Genomic DNA, 13,798 nt, shown 5'->3' on the forward strand with positions numbered 1-13,798 from the left:
CGTCGCACCGCACGCCTGCCCCCCGATAGTCCGGCCGGACGAGAGCCATGGTCGCCCATACCCGCGCCGACACGGCGCCGAAGCCCCAGGATCCGGCCTTGGCCGGGGCCCGCATCCTCGTGGTCGAGGCGCGCTACTACGAGGCGATCGCCGACGAACTCCTGGCCGGCGCCCGCGCGGCGATCGCGGCCGCCTCGGCGCACGCCACCGTGGTCACCGTGGCCGGGGCCCTGGAGATTCCCGCCACCGTGGCGATCCTGCTCGACGCGGTGCCCTACGACGCCGTGGTGGCGCTGGGCTGCGTGATCCGCGGCGAGACCGGCCATTACGACATCGTCGCCGGCGAGAGCGCCCGCGCGCTGATGGACCTCTCGGTCGACCGCCGGATCCCGCTGGGCAACGGCATCCTCACCGTCGAGACCGAGGCGCAGGCGCTGGCCCGCGCCCGGGTGGCCGAGATGAACAAGGGCGGCGGCGCGGCCGAGGCGGCCCTCGGCGTGCTCGCCCTCAAACGCGCGGCCGAGGCAGTGCGCCCGCGATGACGGATACCGACATGACCGGGACGACCGACACCCCGCCGGAGGGCGCCGCCGCCGGCGCGGCCCCCGGGACGGCGACGATCAGCCCGCGCACCGGCGCCCGCCTCGCCGTCGTGCAGGCGCTCTACGAGATGGACATCTCCGGCAAGGGCGTCCTCGACGCGCTGGCCGAGTTCGAGGCGTTCTGGATCGGCCGGGAGATCGACGGCATCGTCCATCCCCAGGCCGAGACCGCGTTCTTCCGCGACCTGCTCCGCGGCACCGTCGCGGAGCAGCGGGCGATCGACCAGAAGCTCGACCAGGCGCTCGCCCAGGGCTGGCCGCTCCGGCGCATCGAGATCGTGCTCCGGGCGATCCTGCGGGCGGGGGCCTACGAGCTGATGTTCCGGCCCGACGTGCCGGTGGGCGCGGCGATCTCGGAATACGTCGACGTGGCGCACAGCTTCTACACCGCCGACGAGCCGGGCCTCGTCAACGCGGTGCTCGACCGGGTCGCCCGGGAGGTCCGGCCCGGCGAGGTCGCGGCCGCCAAAGGCTCGGGCAAGGGGTCCGGCAAGGGGTCCGGCAAGCCGGGCTCGTCCAGGCCCCTCCCCACGCGGCCGCCCGCCGAGAAGGCCTGACCCGTGTCGGGCCCGGCCCGCTCCTCCGAGGAGGGGCTGATCGCCCGCTACTTCGCCCCCCTGGCGGGGCCGGGCGCGGACGGACTCCGGGACGACGCCGCCACCCTGACGCCGTCCCCCGGCCACGACCTCGTCCTCACCGCCGACGCGGTGGTCGCCGGACTCCACTACTTCCCCGACGATCCGCCCGCCTCCATCGCCCGCAAGGCGCTCGGCGTGAACCTCTCCGACATCGCCGCCAAGGGCGCGGTCCCGCGCGGCTTCCTGTTGACCCTGGCGCTGCCCGACGACTGGACGGAGGACTGGCTCGCCGGTTTCTCGGCGGGGCTCGGCGCGGCAGCCGCTGCGGCGGGCTGCCCGCTGCTCGGCGGTGACACGGTGCGCTCCGGCGGGCCGGCGCTGATCGGCATCAGCATGGTCGGCGAGGTGCCGGCCGGCGCGATCGTGCGGCGGACCCATGCCCGAATCGGCGACCGGATCTGCGTCACCGGCACGATCGGCGACGCCGCCCTCGGCCTGCGCCTGCGCCTGGACCCGGCTGCGCCCTGGGCGGCCGGCCTGGATCCGGCGCTGCGGGCGGCGCTGGCCGACCGCTACCTGCATCCGCGCCCCCGCCTTGCCGCGGCGCCCGCCCTGCGCCGCCACGCCTCCGCGGCCATGGACGTGTCCGACGGCCTCGCGGGCGACCTCGCCAAGATGCTGGGTGGGGGCCGCTCGGCCCGGATCGCGGTGGAATCGGTGCCGCTCTCGGAGGCGGCCCGGTCCGCCTGCGCGACGGAGCCGGACCTGATCGACACGGTCCTGACCGGCGGCGACGATTACGAGATCCTCTGCACGGTGGCGCCGGAGGGGCTCGACGCGTTCCGGGTCGATGCGGCCGCGGCCGGGGTGCCGCTCACCGCCATCGGCACGGTCACCGCGGGCGACGGCCCGCCCCGCTTCGAGTCGGGCGACGGGGCTGCCCGCGTGTTCGCCACCGGGGCCTTCAGCCACTTCTGAGGCCGGACCCGCGCGGCCCGATTGGGCCGCCATCACGCCGCGGCGCGACACCGGCGAGCGGCCGTCTCCCGCAGCCCTAGGACGGTCACACATCGCTTCCGGATGCGGGCAACGGCCGGCCCCGCGCGCGCTCCCTCCCCCGCAGCGGCGACCAGATTCACACATCGGGTTTTGTATCGCTCCGGCTGAACTTCAGGCCTGCTCCAGAAATGACCTGCGCCCTCCCTCCCCCCCCCGCGGGGTCGGGCCGGGACGAAGTCCCGCAAGAGGGGAGCGCGGCTTCAGGACAGGGCGCGACCGTCATGATGCGCGCAGTCCCATTCTGCACCGTCGCTCCCCTCTCCCGACCCCCTTCGGGGGCCACCCTCCCCCGCAGAGGGGGGAGGGAGACGCGCTTGCACCCGACCATTGCCCTCATCCGCCGCCCATGGGGCCCGCATCCGATCACGGCCATCGGCTCGAAAAACCGGCAGAATAATTCTCGATCGTCACCGCCTGCCTATCGCGCGGCGCGGCTTCCAGTTTTCGCGCTGCAACGAAGTGCAAGACAGCGTTTGCGCTCACCGGCGAAGTTTGGCAATCAAGGCATTGTTCTGGGAAGGAAAGCCCCAAAACCGCGCGCCACATCCCGTGACCGCTCTCAGCGGCCACGCTCGACACGCACAAGCCCCCGCCAGGCACGATAAGAACAAGGACGGTCGAATGATTCCCTTGATCCTCATCATCGTGGGCGGGCTCTGTGCCGTCGCCTACGGCATCATCACGATCCTCGACGTGATGCGGCGCGACGCCGGCACCCAGCGCATGCAGGAGATCGCCGCCGCCATCGCGGAGGGCGCGCAGGCGTACCTGCGCCGGCAATACACGACCATCGGCCTGGTCGGTGTGGTCCTGTTCGTGCTGCTCGCCGTGTTCCTCGGGATCAAGGTCGCGGTGGGCTTCCTGATCGGCGCCGTGCTGTCCGGCGCGGCCGGCTTCATCGGCATGAACGTCTCGGTGCGGGCCAACGTGCGCACCGCCCAGGCCGCCGCGACCTCGCTCGGCGCCGGGCTCGACATGGCGTTCAAGTCCGGGGCAGTGACCGGCATGCTGGTGGCCGGGCTCGCGCTCCTGGGGGTGGCCCTCTATTACCTGTTCCTCACCCGCGGCGCCGGGCTCGACCCGTCGAGCCGCGAGGTGATCGACGCCCTGGTGGCGCTCGGCTTCGGCGCCTCGCTGATCTCGATCTTCGCCCGGCTCGGCGGCGGCATCTTCACCAAGGGCGCCGATGTCGGGGGCGACCTCGTCGGCAAGGTCGAGGCCGGGATCCCGGAGGACGACCCCCGCAACCCGGCCACGATCGCCGACAATGTCGGCGACAATGTCGGTGACTGCGCCGGCATGGCGGCCGACCTGTTCGAGACCTACGCGGTGACCGTCGTGGCCACCATGGTGCTGGCCGCGATCTTCTTCTCCGGACCCACCGGCAGCGGCCGGGCGGTGCTCGAGCCGATGATGCTCTACCCGCTGGCGATCGGCTCGGCCTGCATCCTCACCTCGATCGCCGGCACCTACGCGGTGCGGCTCGGGGCCAATCAGTCGATCATGGGGGCGCTCTACAAGGGCCTGATCACCGCGGGGCTGCTGTCCGTGGTGGCGATCGCCATCGTCAACCTGACCCTGCTCGGCGGCTTCTCGACGTCCTTCACCACCTCCACCGGGGTGACCTTCACGTCGGGCGGGCTGTTCGGCTGCGCGGTGATCGGGCTCGCCATCACGGCGCTGATCGTGGTGATCACCGAGTACTACACCGGCACCAACTTCCGCCCGGTGAAATCCATCGCCGACGCCTCGGTCACCGGCCACGGCACCAACGTCATCCAGGGCCTGGCGATCTCGCTCGAATCGACGGCGCTCCCGGCCCTCGTGATCGTGGCCGGCATCATCGCGACCCACGCGCTCGCCGGCCTGTTCGGCATCGCCATCGCGGTCACCGCGATGCTGGCGCTCGCGGGCTTCATCGTGGCGCTCGATGCCTTCGGGCCGGTCACCGACAATGCCGGCGGCATCGCCGAGATGGCCGGCCTGCCCGCCGAGGTGCGCAAGTCCACGGACGCCCTGGACGCGGTCGGCAACACCACCAAGGCGGTGACCAAGGGCTACGCGATCGGTTCGGCCGGCCTCGGCGCCCTGGTGTTGTTTGCCGCCTACACGTCGGACCTGAATTACTTCATCGCCAATGCGAGCCCGACGCAGTACCGCTTCTTCCAGGGCGTCAGCGTCGATTTCTCCCTGTCCAACCCCTACGTGGTGGTCGGGCTGCTGCTCGGCGGCCTGATCCCGTTCCTGTTCGCCGGCATCGCCATGACGGCGGTCGGCCGGGCGGCGGCCGCGGTGGTCGAGGAGGTCCGGCGCCAGTTCCGGGAGAAGCCCGGGATCATGCAGGGCACCGACCGGCCGGATTACGGGCGGGCGGTCGACATGCTGACCCGGGCGGCGATCAAGGAGATGATCGTGCCCTCGCTGCTGCCGGTCCTGTCGCCGGTGGTGCTGTTCTTCGTGATCCAGCTGATCGCGGGCAAGAGCCAGGCCTTCGCCACGGTGGGGGCGAGCCTGCTCGGCGTCATCCTCACCGGCCTCTACGTGGCGATCTCGATGACCTCCGGCGGCGGCGCCTGGGACAACGCCAAGAAGTACATCGAGGACGGCCACCACGGCGGCAAGGGCTCCGACGCCCACAAGGCGGCGGTGACCGGCGATACGGTCGGCGACCCCTACAAGGACACGGCGGGACCGGCCGTGAACCCGGCGATCAAGATCACCAACATCATCGCCCTGCTGCTGCTGGCGGTGCTGGCGCATTATTGAGAGGCGGGAACCGCGCCGGGTCCGCTACCCGGCGCGATGCGCGTACGCCGGCACCCGCCCCGGCTCGGCGGTGGCGTTCCTCTCCTGTTCTCGCTACACCGGTCCGATGTCCGAGACCGGCCTGATCGCGCATCCCGATGGCTGCCCCCGCTGCTGGTGGGCGGGCCTCGACCCGCTCTACGTCGCCTATCACGACACCGAATGGGGCGTGCCCGAGCGCGACGGACGGGCGCTCTACGAGAAGCTGATCCTCGACGGCTTCCAGGCCGGCCTGTCCTGGATCACCATCCTGCGCCGCCGCGACGGCTTCCGCGACGCCTTCGCGGGCTTCGACCCGGAGCGGATCGCCCGCTTCACTGAGGACGACGTGGCCCGTCTGATGGGGGACGCCCGCATCATCCGCAACCGCGCCAAGATCCTCGGGACGATCGCGGGGGCCCGGGCCTGGCTGCGGATCGAGGAGAGCGGCCCCGGCTTCTCCCGCTTCCTCTGGGACTTCGTCGACGGCCGCCCGGTCCAGGGCAGCGCCCGGAGCCGGGCCGAGATCGCCACCGAGACGCCGGTGTCGCGCGCCATCGGCAAGGCCCTCAAGGCGGAGGGCTTCTCCTTCTGCGGCCCCACGATCGTGCACGCCTTCATGCAGGCGGAGGGCATGGTCAACGATCACCTCGTCGGCTGCCATCGGCACGGGCCCTGCGCCGGGCTCGGGCGGGCGCCGTGAGCCCGGCGCACAGCCCGCCGCCCCGGGCCTGGCAGCGGATGCTGTCCGGGCGGCGGCTCGACCTCCTCGATCCCGCGCCCCGGGACATCGAGATCGCCGACATCGCCCATGGGCTCGCCCGGGTCGCCCGCTGGAACGGCCAGACCCGCGGCCCGCACGTGTTCTCGGTGGCCCAGCACAGCCTGCTGGTCGAGGCGGTGGGCCGCCACTTCGCCCCGGGCTGCACCGATCCGGACAGCCTGGAACTGCTCCTGCACGACGCCCCGGAATACGTGGTCGGCGACATCATCTCCCCGCTGAAGGCCGCGATCGGCGACGCCTATCGCGGCGTCGAACTGCGCCTGCTCGACGCCATACGCCGCCGCTTCGACCTGCCAGCCCCGGCGCCCGCCCTCGCCCGGCTGGTGAAGCGGGCCGACCGGGTCGCGGCCCATCTGGAGGCGGTCCGGCTCGCCGGTTTCGCCCCGGACGAGGCCGCGCTCCATTTCGGCCGGCCGGAAGAGTTGCCCGAGGCGGTCGTCGCCCTGGCCGAGCCCTGGCCCACCGCCGAGGCCGAGGCCCGATTCCGCGCGCGGTTCCACACGCTCCGCCCGGGCTGACGGATCTCCGCCCTCGATCCGTCACGATCGCACGGCAGAGGCGCGCCCATCATGTCGACCCTCCATGTCTGCCCGCTCTCGCGCCTGCCCGAGACCGTCGCCGCCACCGGCGCGAGCCACGTGCTCACGCTCGTCAATGTCGGAACGCCCCTGGAGCGACCCGCTCTGATCGCGGCCGACAACCACGTGGTGATCGGGGTCAGCGATATCGCGGCCCCGCGGGAGGGCCACGTTTTGCCGGCTGAAGACCATGTCGCCGGCATCCTGGCCTTCGTCCGGGCCTGGCCCCGGGCGCAGCCGCTGGTCATCCATTGCTATGCCGGAATCAGCCGCTCGACCGCGGCGGCCTATATCGCGGCCTGCGCGCTGGCACCGGAGCGCGACGAGGGCGCGATCGCCGAGGCCCTGCGGGCGGCCTCCCCGTCCGCGACGCCCAACCCCCTGTTCGTGGCCATCGCCGACCGCATGCTCGGCCGCGCCGGCCGCATGGTGGCGGCGATCGAGCGGATCGGCCGCGGCGCGGACGCCTTCGAGGGCGTGCCGTTCTGCCTCACGCTCACGTGACCGGCCGCGCAGACAGACCCGGCGGCGGCCCCTGGACGACGGCGGGGCGGCGGTCTCGACCGGGGGGCGAGCGTGGCGGACAGTGTGGCGGAAACGTCGCCGCGCCGGGCCAAAACGGCTTTCGGCCGCCGTGCCCCCCGGTTGCCTGGGTTGTGGCGGTGGGGGCTGGCGCCGTAGAACCTGTCCAAAGGAAGTATCTGGGATGACCGTGAGCAGACCCGAGGCGGCCCCGGCCGCCGGCGACCTGCCCTTCGAGAAGGCGCTGGAACAGCTCGAGGAAATCGTGCGCCGGCTGGAGCGGGGCGACGTCCCGCTGGACGAGTCGGTGGCGATCTACGAGCGCGGCGAGGTGCTGAAGAAGCATTGCGAGGCGCTCCTGAAGCGGGCCGAGGCGCGGATCCAGCGGATCACCCACGGCTCCGACGGGCGGCCCGAGGGCGTCGCCCCGCTCGATATGTCCTGAGGCTCGGCGGTCCGACCGATCCCGTCCGTTAGAGGTTGATGCCGTGGCGATTACCCCCGAGCAGAGCGCACTTCTCGACCGTGTCCCGAATCCGGCGGCGTTGCGCCGTCTTCCGGAATCGGAGCTTGCGGCGGTGGCGGAGGCGGTGCGCGCCGAGATGATCGACGCGGTCTCGGTCACCGGCGGACACCTCGGCTCGGGGCTGGGCGTGGTCGAACTCACGGTCGCGCTGCACCACGTGTTCGACACCCCCGACGACCGGATCGTCTGGGATGTCGGCCACCAGTGCTACCCGCACAAGATCCTCACCGAGCGCCGCGACCGCATCCGGACGCTGCGCCAGGGCGGCGGCCTGTCGGGCTTCACCAAGCGCTCCGAGAGCGTCTACGACCCGTTCGGCGCGGCCCATTCCTCGACCTCGATCTCGGCCGCGCTCGGCATGGCGGTCGCCCGCGACCTCGACGCGGCCGCCGCCAAGGCCAAGGGCCGCGGCGTGACGCGCCGCAACGCCATCGCGGTGATCGGCGACGGCTCGATGTCGGCCGGCATGGCCTACGAGGCCATGAACAATGCCGGCGCCCTGCATTCGCGCCTGATCGTGATCCTCAACGACAACGACATGTCGATCGCCCCGCCGGTGGGCGCGATGTCGGGCTACCTCGCGCGGCTGGCCTCGGGCGGCACCTACCAGTCCCTGCGCGAGACCGCCAAGCAGCTCGGCAAGCTCCTGCCGAAGGCGCTCTACCAGCGCGCGGCCGCGGCCGAGGAATATGCCCGCTCCCTCGTGGTCGGCGGCGGCACGATGTTCGAGGAGATGGGTTTTCACTATGTCGGGCCGGTCGACGGGCACAACCTCGACCAGCTGCTGCCGGTCCTGAAGAACGTCCGCGACGCCGAGCACGGCCCGATCCTGCTCCACGTGGTCACCCGGAAGGGCAAGGGCTACGCCCCGGCCGAGGCCAGCGCCGACCGCTATCACGGGGTGGTCAAGTTCGACGTGGTCTCGGGCGTCCAGGCCAAGGCCAAGCCGAACGCCCCGGCCTATACAAGGGTGTTCGGCGAGAGCCTGATCAAGGCGGCCGACGCCGACGACCGGGTCGTGGCGATCACCGCGGCGATGCCCGGCGGCACCGGGATCGACCTGTTCGGGAAGGCGCACCCGGACAAGACCTTCGACGTCGGCATCGCCGAGCAGCACGCGGTGACCTTTGCCGGCGGCCTGGCCACCGAGGGCTACCGGCCGTTCGTGGCGATCTACTCGACCTTCCTGCAGCGGGCCTACGACCAGGTCGTGCACGACGTGGCTTTGCAGAACCTGCCCGTGCGGTTCTGCCTGGACCGGGCCGGGCTGGTCGGGGCGGACGGGGCGACCCATGCCGGGGCCTTCGACCTGGCGTATCTGTGCTGCCTGCCGAACATGACCGTGATGGCGGCCTCCGACGAGGCCGAGCTGGTCCACATGGTGGCGACCGCCCACGCGCACGATTCCGGCCCGATCGCCCTGCGCTACCCGCGCGGCGAGGGGGTCGGGGTCGAGCTGCCGGAGCGGGGCGAGGTGCTTCCGATCGGTAAGGGTCGGGTGGTGCGGCGGGACGCGGAGGCGCGGGTGGCGATCCTCAGCCTGGGCACGCGCCTGTCCGAGGCGCTGAAGGCGGCGGACACGCTGTCGGATCAGGGCGTCGGGGTGAGCGTGGCGGATGCGCGCTTCGCCAAGCCGCTGGACGAGGCGCTGATCCTGGATCTGGCGCGGGACCACGAGGTGCTTCTGACGATCGAGGAGGGCTCGCGGGGCGGGTTCGGGGCGATGGTGCTGCACCTGCTGGCGGAGCGGGGCGCGCTCGATGCGGGCCGGGTCCGGGTGCGGACCCTGACGCTGCCGGACACCTATCAGGACCACGACAGCCCGGAGAAGATGTACGCCGAGGCCGGGCTCGACGCCGCCGCCATCGTCAGGATGGCGCTCGATACCCTGCCGGCCGCGGCCGGCAAGGCCGAGGCGGCCAGCAACGTGGTGAGCGTGCGCCGCCGCCCGGGCTGAGTTTTCGAACTCAGCGTCCATCCAGTCCAATTCCCTCATCCTGAGGTGCCGAAGCGCAGCGTAGCCCTCGAAGGAGCCCTCCAGCGGTCTCACGATTTCCGGAGGGTTCCTCAGGATGAGGAGAGTGGATGGGAAAAGCCGTCCCTACCCCAAAGCCTCGGCAACCGCCTTGCCGCAGGCCTGCGTGTCGGCATTGCCGCCGAGGTCGCGGGTGCGCAGCGTCCGCTCGGACAGGACCCGCTCGATCCCGCTGACGATCTCGGCCGCCGCCGCGTGCTCGCCGAGATGCTCCAGCATCATCGCCCCCGACCAGATCTGCCCGATCGGGTTGGCGATGCCCTGCCCGGCGATGTCGGGGGCCGAGCCGTGGACCGGCTCGAACACGGACGGGTGCACCCGCTCCGGGTTGATGTTGCCGGACGGCGCGATGCCGATCGTGCCCGTGCAGGCGGGCCCCAGATCCGACAGGATGTCGCCGAACAGGTTGGAGGCCACCACCACGTCGAACCGGTCCGGGTTCAGCACGAAATGCGCGGTCAGGATGTCGATGTGGTACTGGTCCCACCGCACGTCCGGGTAGCCCTCGGCCATCGCCTTCACGCGCTCGTCCCAGTACGGCATCGTGATCGATATGCCGTTCGACTTCGTGGCCGAGGTCAGGTGCTTCTTCGGGCGCTTCTGCGCGAGCTCGAAGGCGAATTTCAGGATCCGGTCGACCCCGTGCCGGGTCATGATCGTCTCCTGCAGGGCGAATTCCCGGTCGGTGCCGGCGAACATCCGCCCGCCCGCGTTCGAGTACTCGCCTTCGGTGTTCTCCCGGACCACCCAGAAGTCGATGTCGCCGGGCTTGCGGTCGGCGAGCGGGCACTTCACCCCCGGCATCAGCCGGACCGGGCGCAGGTTCGCGTACTGGTCGAACTCGCGCCGGAACAGGATCAGCGAGCCCCAGAGCGAGATGTGGTCGGGCACCCGCTCCGGCATGCCGACGGCGCCGAAATAGATCGCGTCGTGGGTCTCGATCTGCGCCTTCCAGTCCTCCGGCATCATCCGGCCGTGTTGTTCGTAGTAGTCGCAGCTCGCGAAATCGAACCAGTCGAGCTGGAGCGCGAAGCCGTGCCGCTTCGCGGCCTGCTCCAGCACGCGCACGCCCTCGGGCACCACCTCCTTGCCGATCCCGTCGCCCGGGATCACCGCGATGCGGTAGCGGCGCTGCTGGCTGGTCTCTGGACCGGGCATGAATCCTCCACGCGTTTCGGAAGAGCGGGCCTCGCTGAGCCCGGGTCGTCGGCGTCAGGTGATTGGTCCGCGCCGGTATCCGGTCAACACCCCGGCCTGACAATCAGTCGATTTCCCCCGCCATGGCCCGGCGCTGGCGGTCGAGTTCCTCGCTGTAGCGCTTGAGCGTGTGGCTCTCGGTGAGCAGGCCCAGCACCCGGCGGGTCTCGGGCCCGTCGACCACCGCCAGCGCCTCGCTCTCGGTGCGGTCGAAGGCGGCGGCGGCGTCCTTGGCGTTCATGCCCGGGGTGAGGAAATCCGCGCCGTGCAGCAGGAGGTCGACCAGCACGGGCTGCGCCGCGGCATCGGCCTCCCGCGCGGCGGCATGCGCCTCGGGGACGTTCACGATCCCGGCATAGCGCCCGCGCCCGTCCACGGCGATCACCCGGGAGGGCGAGCCCAGGGGGTGGGCGCGCAGGAAAGTGGGCAGCGGCGTGTCCACCGCCACGGTGCCGGGATCGCGGCGCATCAGCCGGCCCACGGTCAGCGAGCGGATCCAGCCGACATCGTGGGGGCTGCGGATGCTCTCGCCGCGCAGGTGGAAGCGCCAGGTGGCGAAGGAGTAGCCGAAGGTCTTGCGCACGGTGAGCGAGGACGCGATCACCGCCGCCAGCACCAGCCCGGTGATCGGCAGGCTGCCGGTGATCTCCAGGGTCAGGAACGTCATGGTCAGCGGCCCGCCGATGACCGCCACCGCCAGCGCGCTCATGCCGATCACCGCGTAGGCGAGCGGCGTGAGTCCGAATCCCGCCAGCGGCGGCACGAGCGCGGGAGCCAGGGCGGCGAACAGCTTGCCCGCGATGGCCCCGAGCAACAGGGATGCGAAGAACAGGCCGCCCCGGAAGCCGGAGCCGATCGAGATCGCCGAGGCCACCGCCTTGGCGGCGAACAGCCCGGCCAGCGCCGCGATCCCGTGTCCCTGCCCCTCGGCGGCGAAGTGCAGGTGCAGGGCGCCGTGCCCGCCCGAGAGCACCTGCGGCGTCGCCAGCAGCGCCAGCGCCCCGACGCAGAGCCCGCCCAGGGCCGGCGCCGCCGCCCGCGGCACCCGCGAGGCCTGGACCAGCCGCTCCACCAGGGTGACCCCGCGCATGATCAGGATGCCGAGCCCCGCGCAGACCAGCCCCAGGGCGAGGCTCGGCAGGATCTCCATACTGGTGACGTGCGAGGTGGTGATCGCCTGCACGTCGCCGAAATCGACCAGCGGCTGCGTCTCGATCAGCGACTGCGCGATCAGGTTGCCGCAGAGCGCCGCGACCACCACCGGGGTCAGCGTGGCGATGGAATAGGTGCCGATGATCAGCTCGAAGGCGTAGAAGGCCCCGGCCAGCGGCGCGCCGAAGCCCGCCGCGATCGCCCCCGCGGCCCCGCAGCCGACCAGGGTCCGCAGGTCGCTCCGGCGCACCTCGAAGGCGATCCCGAGTCGGGAGGCGAGGCCGGAGGCGAGCTGCGTGTAGCCAGCCTCCAGCCCCACCGAGGCGCCGCAGCCGTTCGAGATGACGTTCTGCAGGGCGAGGTAGAGGCTGTCGCGCAGGGACAGGCGGCCGCCATGCAGGGCGTTCGCCTCGATCGGATCGATGGCGGGGCGCTTGCGCGGGCCGCGGATGAAGCCTGCCGCGACGATCACGAGCCCGAGCAGCCCGCCGCCCAGGCAGGGCCCGACGAGCAGGAGCACCGGCGAGACGGTGTCGGCCGCGCTGAGCCGCATCCCCGGCGGCAGGAGGAAGAGCAGCTCGCGCAGGCTCTGGGTGGCCCAGTTCATGCCCGAGACGGCCACCCCGGCGATGCAGCCCACCAGGGTCGCCAGCGCGATGAGGCCGCCCTCGCTCCGGCGGACGAGGCTGCGCAGCTGCCCAGGCGCCTGGACGATGCCGGCGCCGGTCCAGCGGCGACGGCGGCGTCCCTGCGGCCCGGCCGCATTCCGGGCCGGCGCGTCCGCCGACCGGTCCGCGGGGGCCTGGTTCCCGCCCTTGGCCGCCGCTGGCTGTCGCGCGCTCACGGTCCGTCCGTTCACCCCGGTCCGCCCCGACCGCCGGATCACGGCTCGGCCTTGCGGCCTCACTTAGGGGCCGAACCCGGCCTGCGTCCACCGATCCGGGGCGCCGACCCGCACAACCCGGCGCACATCGCTTGAAAACCGCCGCGGCCCACGATACACCGCCCGCCAGTGCCGCCGTAGCTCAGTTGGTTAGAGCACCAGATTGTGGATCTGGGGGTCCCCCGTTCGAGCCGGGGCGGTGGTACCATCCATTCAGCTCGACAGCGCAAGGGGTTGGCGGATCGCCGGCCCCTTTTGCTTGTGCGGGGGCGGTCGGTTCGGTGACGCTGCGGTGGCGCCGTCGTGCATCCGCGGTTTCCCCCGCGATCCGGGGAGGCTAAGACCGGTGCCGAGCGCGGCGGCGGGTCCCGTCCCGCGGCCGGACTTCCGGGACACGTGAGATGAGCATCCCTGAACGGCGCGTCCGAACCCTGTTCGACGAGGCCGCCATCGCCAAGCGCAACGACGAGCTCGCCCGGGAGATCCTGGGGGCGCGGCCGGAGAATCTCCTGGTCGTGGCCGTGCTCAAGGGCAGCTTCATGTTCGCCGCCGACCTGCTGCGGGCGCTCCACCGGGTCGGGCTCGCGCCGCAGGTCGAGTTCGTCCACCTGTCGAGCTACCGCACCGGGACGGTCTCCAGCGGGCAGGTCGAGATCCTGCGGGACGTGCAGAGCGAAGTGCGCGGGCGGGACGTGCTGCTCGTCGACGACATCCTGGAATCCGGCCGGACCGTCGTCTTCGCCAAGGACCTGCTGATGGCGCGCGGCGCCCGGCGGGTGCTGACCGCGGTGCTGCTGGAGAAGCCCGGCAAGCGCGCCGTGACCATCGACGCGGATTTCGTCGGCTTCACCTGCCCCGACGTGTTCGTCGTCGGCTACGGGATGGACGCGGCCCACGCCTTCCGGCAGCTGCCCTTCGTCGGCGTGGTCGATTTCGGCAGCGGGGATCCGGATCTGTTCGATCCGTAGCCGGACATCCGTCCGGCGCGGCATTTTCGCCGCGGGCCGCGACGATCCGGCGGTTTTGACCGCGCCCCATCTTGACATGGTGCGGATCGGTCTGCGTCTGTCGTGCGTCGGAGGGTCTGACGTCGTCACG

General features: G+C 71.9%; 12 protein-coding genes and 1 tRNA gene. 11 read left to right on the plus strand and 2 right to left on the minus strand.

Features of this window, described 5'->3' with window-relative positions; translation table 11 throughout:
- Positions 1-47: 47 nt before the first annotated feature.
- The 9 genes from ribH to dxs all read left to right on the plus strand — a co-directional run bounded on the left by ribH (position 48) and on the right by dxs (position 9,390).
- On the plus strand, positions 48-542 hold the full coding sequence (ribH, locus tag AC3IF1_RS01870) for a 6,7-dimethyl-8-ribityllumazine synthase (protein ID WP_489215408.1): 495 nt from the start codon (positions 48-50) through the stop codon (positions 540-542).
- A gap of 11 nt (positions 543-553) precedes the next feature.
- Entirely contained in the window at positions 554-1,159 is a 606-nt protein-coding gene (gene nusB / locus AC3IF1_RS01875) for a transcription antitermination factor NusB (protein ID WP_489215410.1), read from the plus strand.
- Between the two features lie 3 nt (positions 1,160-1,162).
- A complete protein-coding gene (gene thiL / locus AC3IF1_RS01880) occupies positions 1,163-2,158 on the plus strand; it encodes a thiamine-phosphate kinase (protein ID WP_489215412.1) in 996 nt (331 codons plus the stop codon).
- 702 nt (positions 2,159-2,860) lie between these two features.
- On the plus strand, positions 2,861-5,005 hold the full coding sequence (locus tag AC3IF1_RS01885) for a sodium-translocating pyrophosphatase (RefSeq protein ID WP_489215414.1): 2,145 nt from the start codon (positions 2,861-2,863) through the stop codon (positions 5,003-5,005).
- Between the two features lie 106 nt (positions 5,006-5,111).
- Positions 5,112-5,726 carry a DNA-3-methyladenine glycosylase I gene (locus AC3IF1_RS01890; protein ID WP_489215416.1) on the plus strand — a complete coding sequence of 205 codons (615 nt, stop codon included), beginning with the start codon at positions 5,112-5,114 and terminating at the stop codon, positions 5,724-5,726.
- A gap of 38 nt (positions 5,727-5,764) precedes the next feature.
- Positions 5,765-6,325 (plus strand): HD domain-containing protein, encoded by a 561-nt coding sequence (locus tag AC3IF1_RS01895; protein WP_489220301.1) that lies wholly within the window; start codon positions 5,765-5,767, stop codon positions 6,323-6,325.
- 51 nt (positions 6,326-6,376) lie between these two features.
- Positions 6,377-6,889, plus strand: coding sequence for a tyrosine phosphatase family protein (locus AC3IF1_RS01900; protein ID WP_243971010.1), 513 nt, complete (start codon positions 6,377-6,379; stop codon positions 6,887-6,889).
- Between the two features lie 202 nt (positions 6,890-7,091).
- Complete coding sequence (locus AC3IF1_RS01905) at positions 7,092-7,352, plus strand: exodeoxyribonuclease VII small subunit (protein WP_243971012.1); 261 nt, start codon at positions 7,092-7,094, stop codon at positions 7,350-7,352.
- A 43-nt stretch (positions 7,353-7,395) separates the two neighbouring features.
- Positions 7,396-9,390 carry a 1-deoxy-D-xylulose-5-phosphate synthase gene (gene dxs, locus AC3IF1_RS01910; RefSeq protein WP_489215418.1) on the plus strand — a complete coding sequence of 665 codons (1,995 nt, stop codon included), beginning with the start codon at positions 7,396-7,398 and terminating at the stop codon, positions 9,388-9,390.
- A 144-nt stretch (positions 9,391-9,534) separates the two neighbouring features.
- Here dxs and AC3IF1_RS01915 read toward each other — a convergent pair whose 3' ends face one another.
- Positions 9,535-10,626, minus strand: coding sequence for a tartrate dehydrogenase (locus AC3IF1_RS01915; protein ID WP_243971016.1), 1,092 nt, complete (start codon positions 10,624-10,626; stop codon positions 9,535-9,537).
- Positions 10,627-10,729: 103 nt separating this feature from the next.
- Positions 10,730-12,661, minus strand: coding sequence for a chloride channel protein (locus AC3IF1_RS01920; protein WP_243971018.1), 1,932 nt, complete (start codon positions 12,659-12,661; stop codon positions 10,730-10,732).
- A 170-nt stretch (positions 12,662-12,831) separates the two neighbouring features.
- On the opposite strand from AC3IF1_RS01920, the gene AC3IF1_RS01925 reads away from it, so the two are divergent.
- Both AC3IF1_RS01925 and hpt read left to right on the plus strand, forming a co-directional pair.
- Positions 12,832-12,908 (plus strand) — tRNA-His (locus tag AC3IF1_RS01925).
- 193 nt (positions 12,909-13,101) lie between these two features.
- Positions 13,102-13,668 (plus strand): hypoxanthine phosphoribosyltransferase, encoded by a 567-nt coding sequence (gene hpt, locus AC3IF1_RS01930; protein WP_243971020.1) that lies wholly within the window; start codon positions 13,102-13,104, stop codon positions 13,666-13,668.
- The last annotated feature ends 130 nt before the right edge of the window (positions 13,669-13,798 follow it).

This window comes from Methylobacterium sp. E-012 (genome assembly GCF_057836545.1).

What these genes read in the sequence shown, in the direction of transcription:
- ribH (WP_489215408.1), top strand. Translation starts at nt 48, where the DNA reads ATGGTCGCCCATACCCGCGCCGACACGGCGCCGAAGCCCCAGGATCCG.
- nusB (WP_489215410.1), top strand. Translation starts at nt 554, where the DNA reads ATGACCGGGACGACCGACACCCCGCCGGAGGGCGCCGCCGCCGGCGCG.
- AC3IF1_RS01885 (WP_489215414.1), top strand. Translation starts at nt 2,861, where the DNA reads ATGATTCCCTTGATCCTCATCATCGTGGGCGGGCTCTGTGCCGTCGCC.
- AC3IF1_RS01890 (WP_489215416.1), top strand. Translation starts at nt 5,112, where the DNA reads ATGTCCGAGACCGGCCTGATCGCGCATCCCGATGGCTGCCCCCGCTGC.
- AC3IF1_RS01895 (WP_489220301.1), top strand. Translation starts at nt 5,765, where the DNA reads ATGCTGTCCGGGCGGCGGCTCGACCTCCTCGATCCCGCGCCCCGGGAC.
- AC3IF1_RS01900 (WP_243971010.1), top strand. Translation starts at nt 6,377, where the DNA reads ATGTCGACCCTCCATGTCTGCCCGCTCTCGCGCCTGCCCGAGACCGTC.
- AC3IF1_RS01905 (WP_243971012.1), top strand. Translation starts at nt 7,092, where the DNA reads ATGACCGTGAGCAGACCCGAGGCGGCCCCGGCCGCCGGCGACCTGCCC.
- AC3IF1_RS01915 (WP_243971016.1), bottom strand. Translation starts at nt 10,626, where the DNA reads ATGCCCGGTCCAGAGACCAGCCAGCAGCGCCGCTACCGCATCGCGGTG.
- hpt (WP_243971020.1), top strand. Translation starts at nt 13,102, where the DNA reads ATGAGCATCCCTGAACGGCGCGTCCGAACCCTGTTCGACGAGGCCGCC.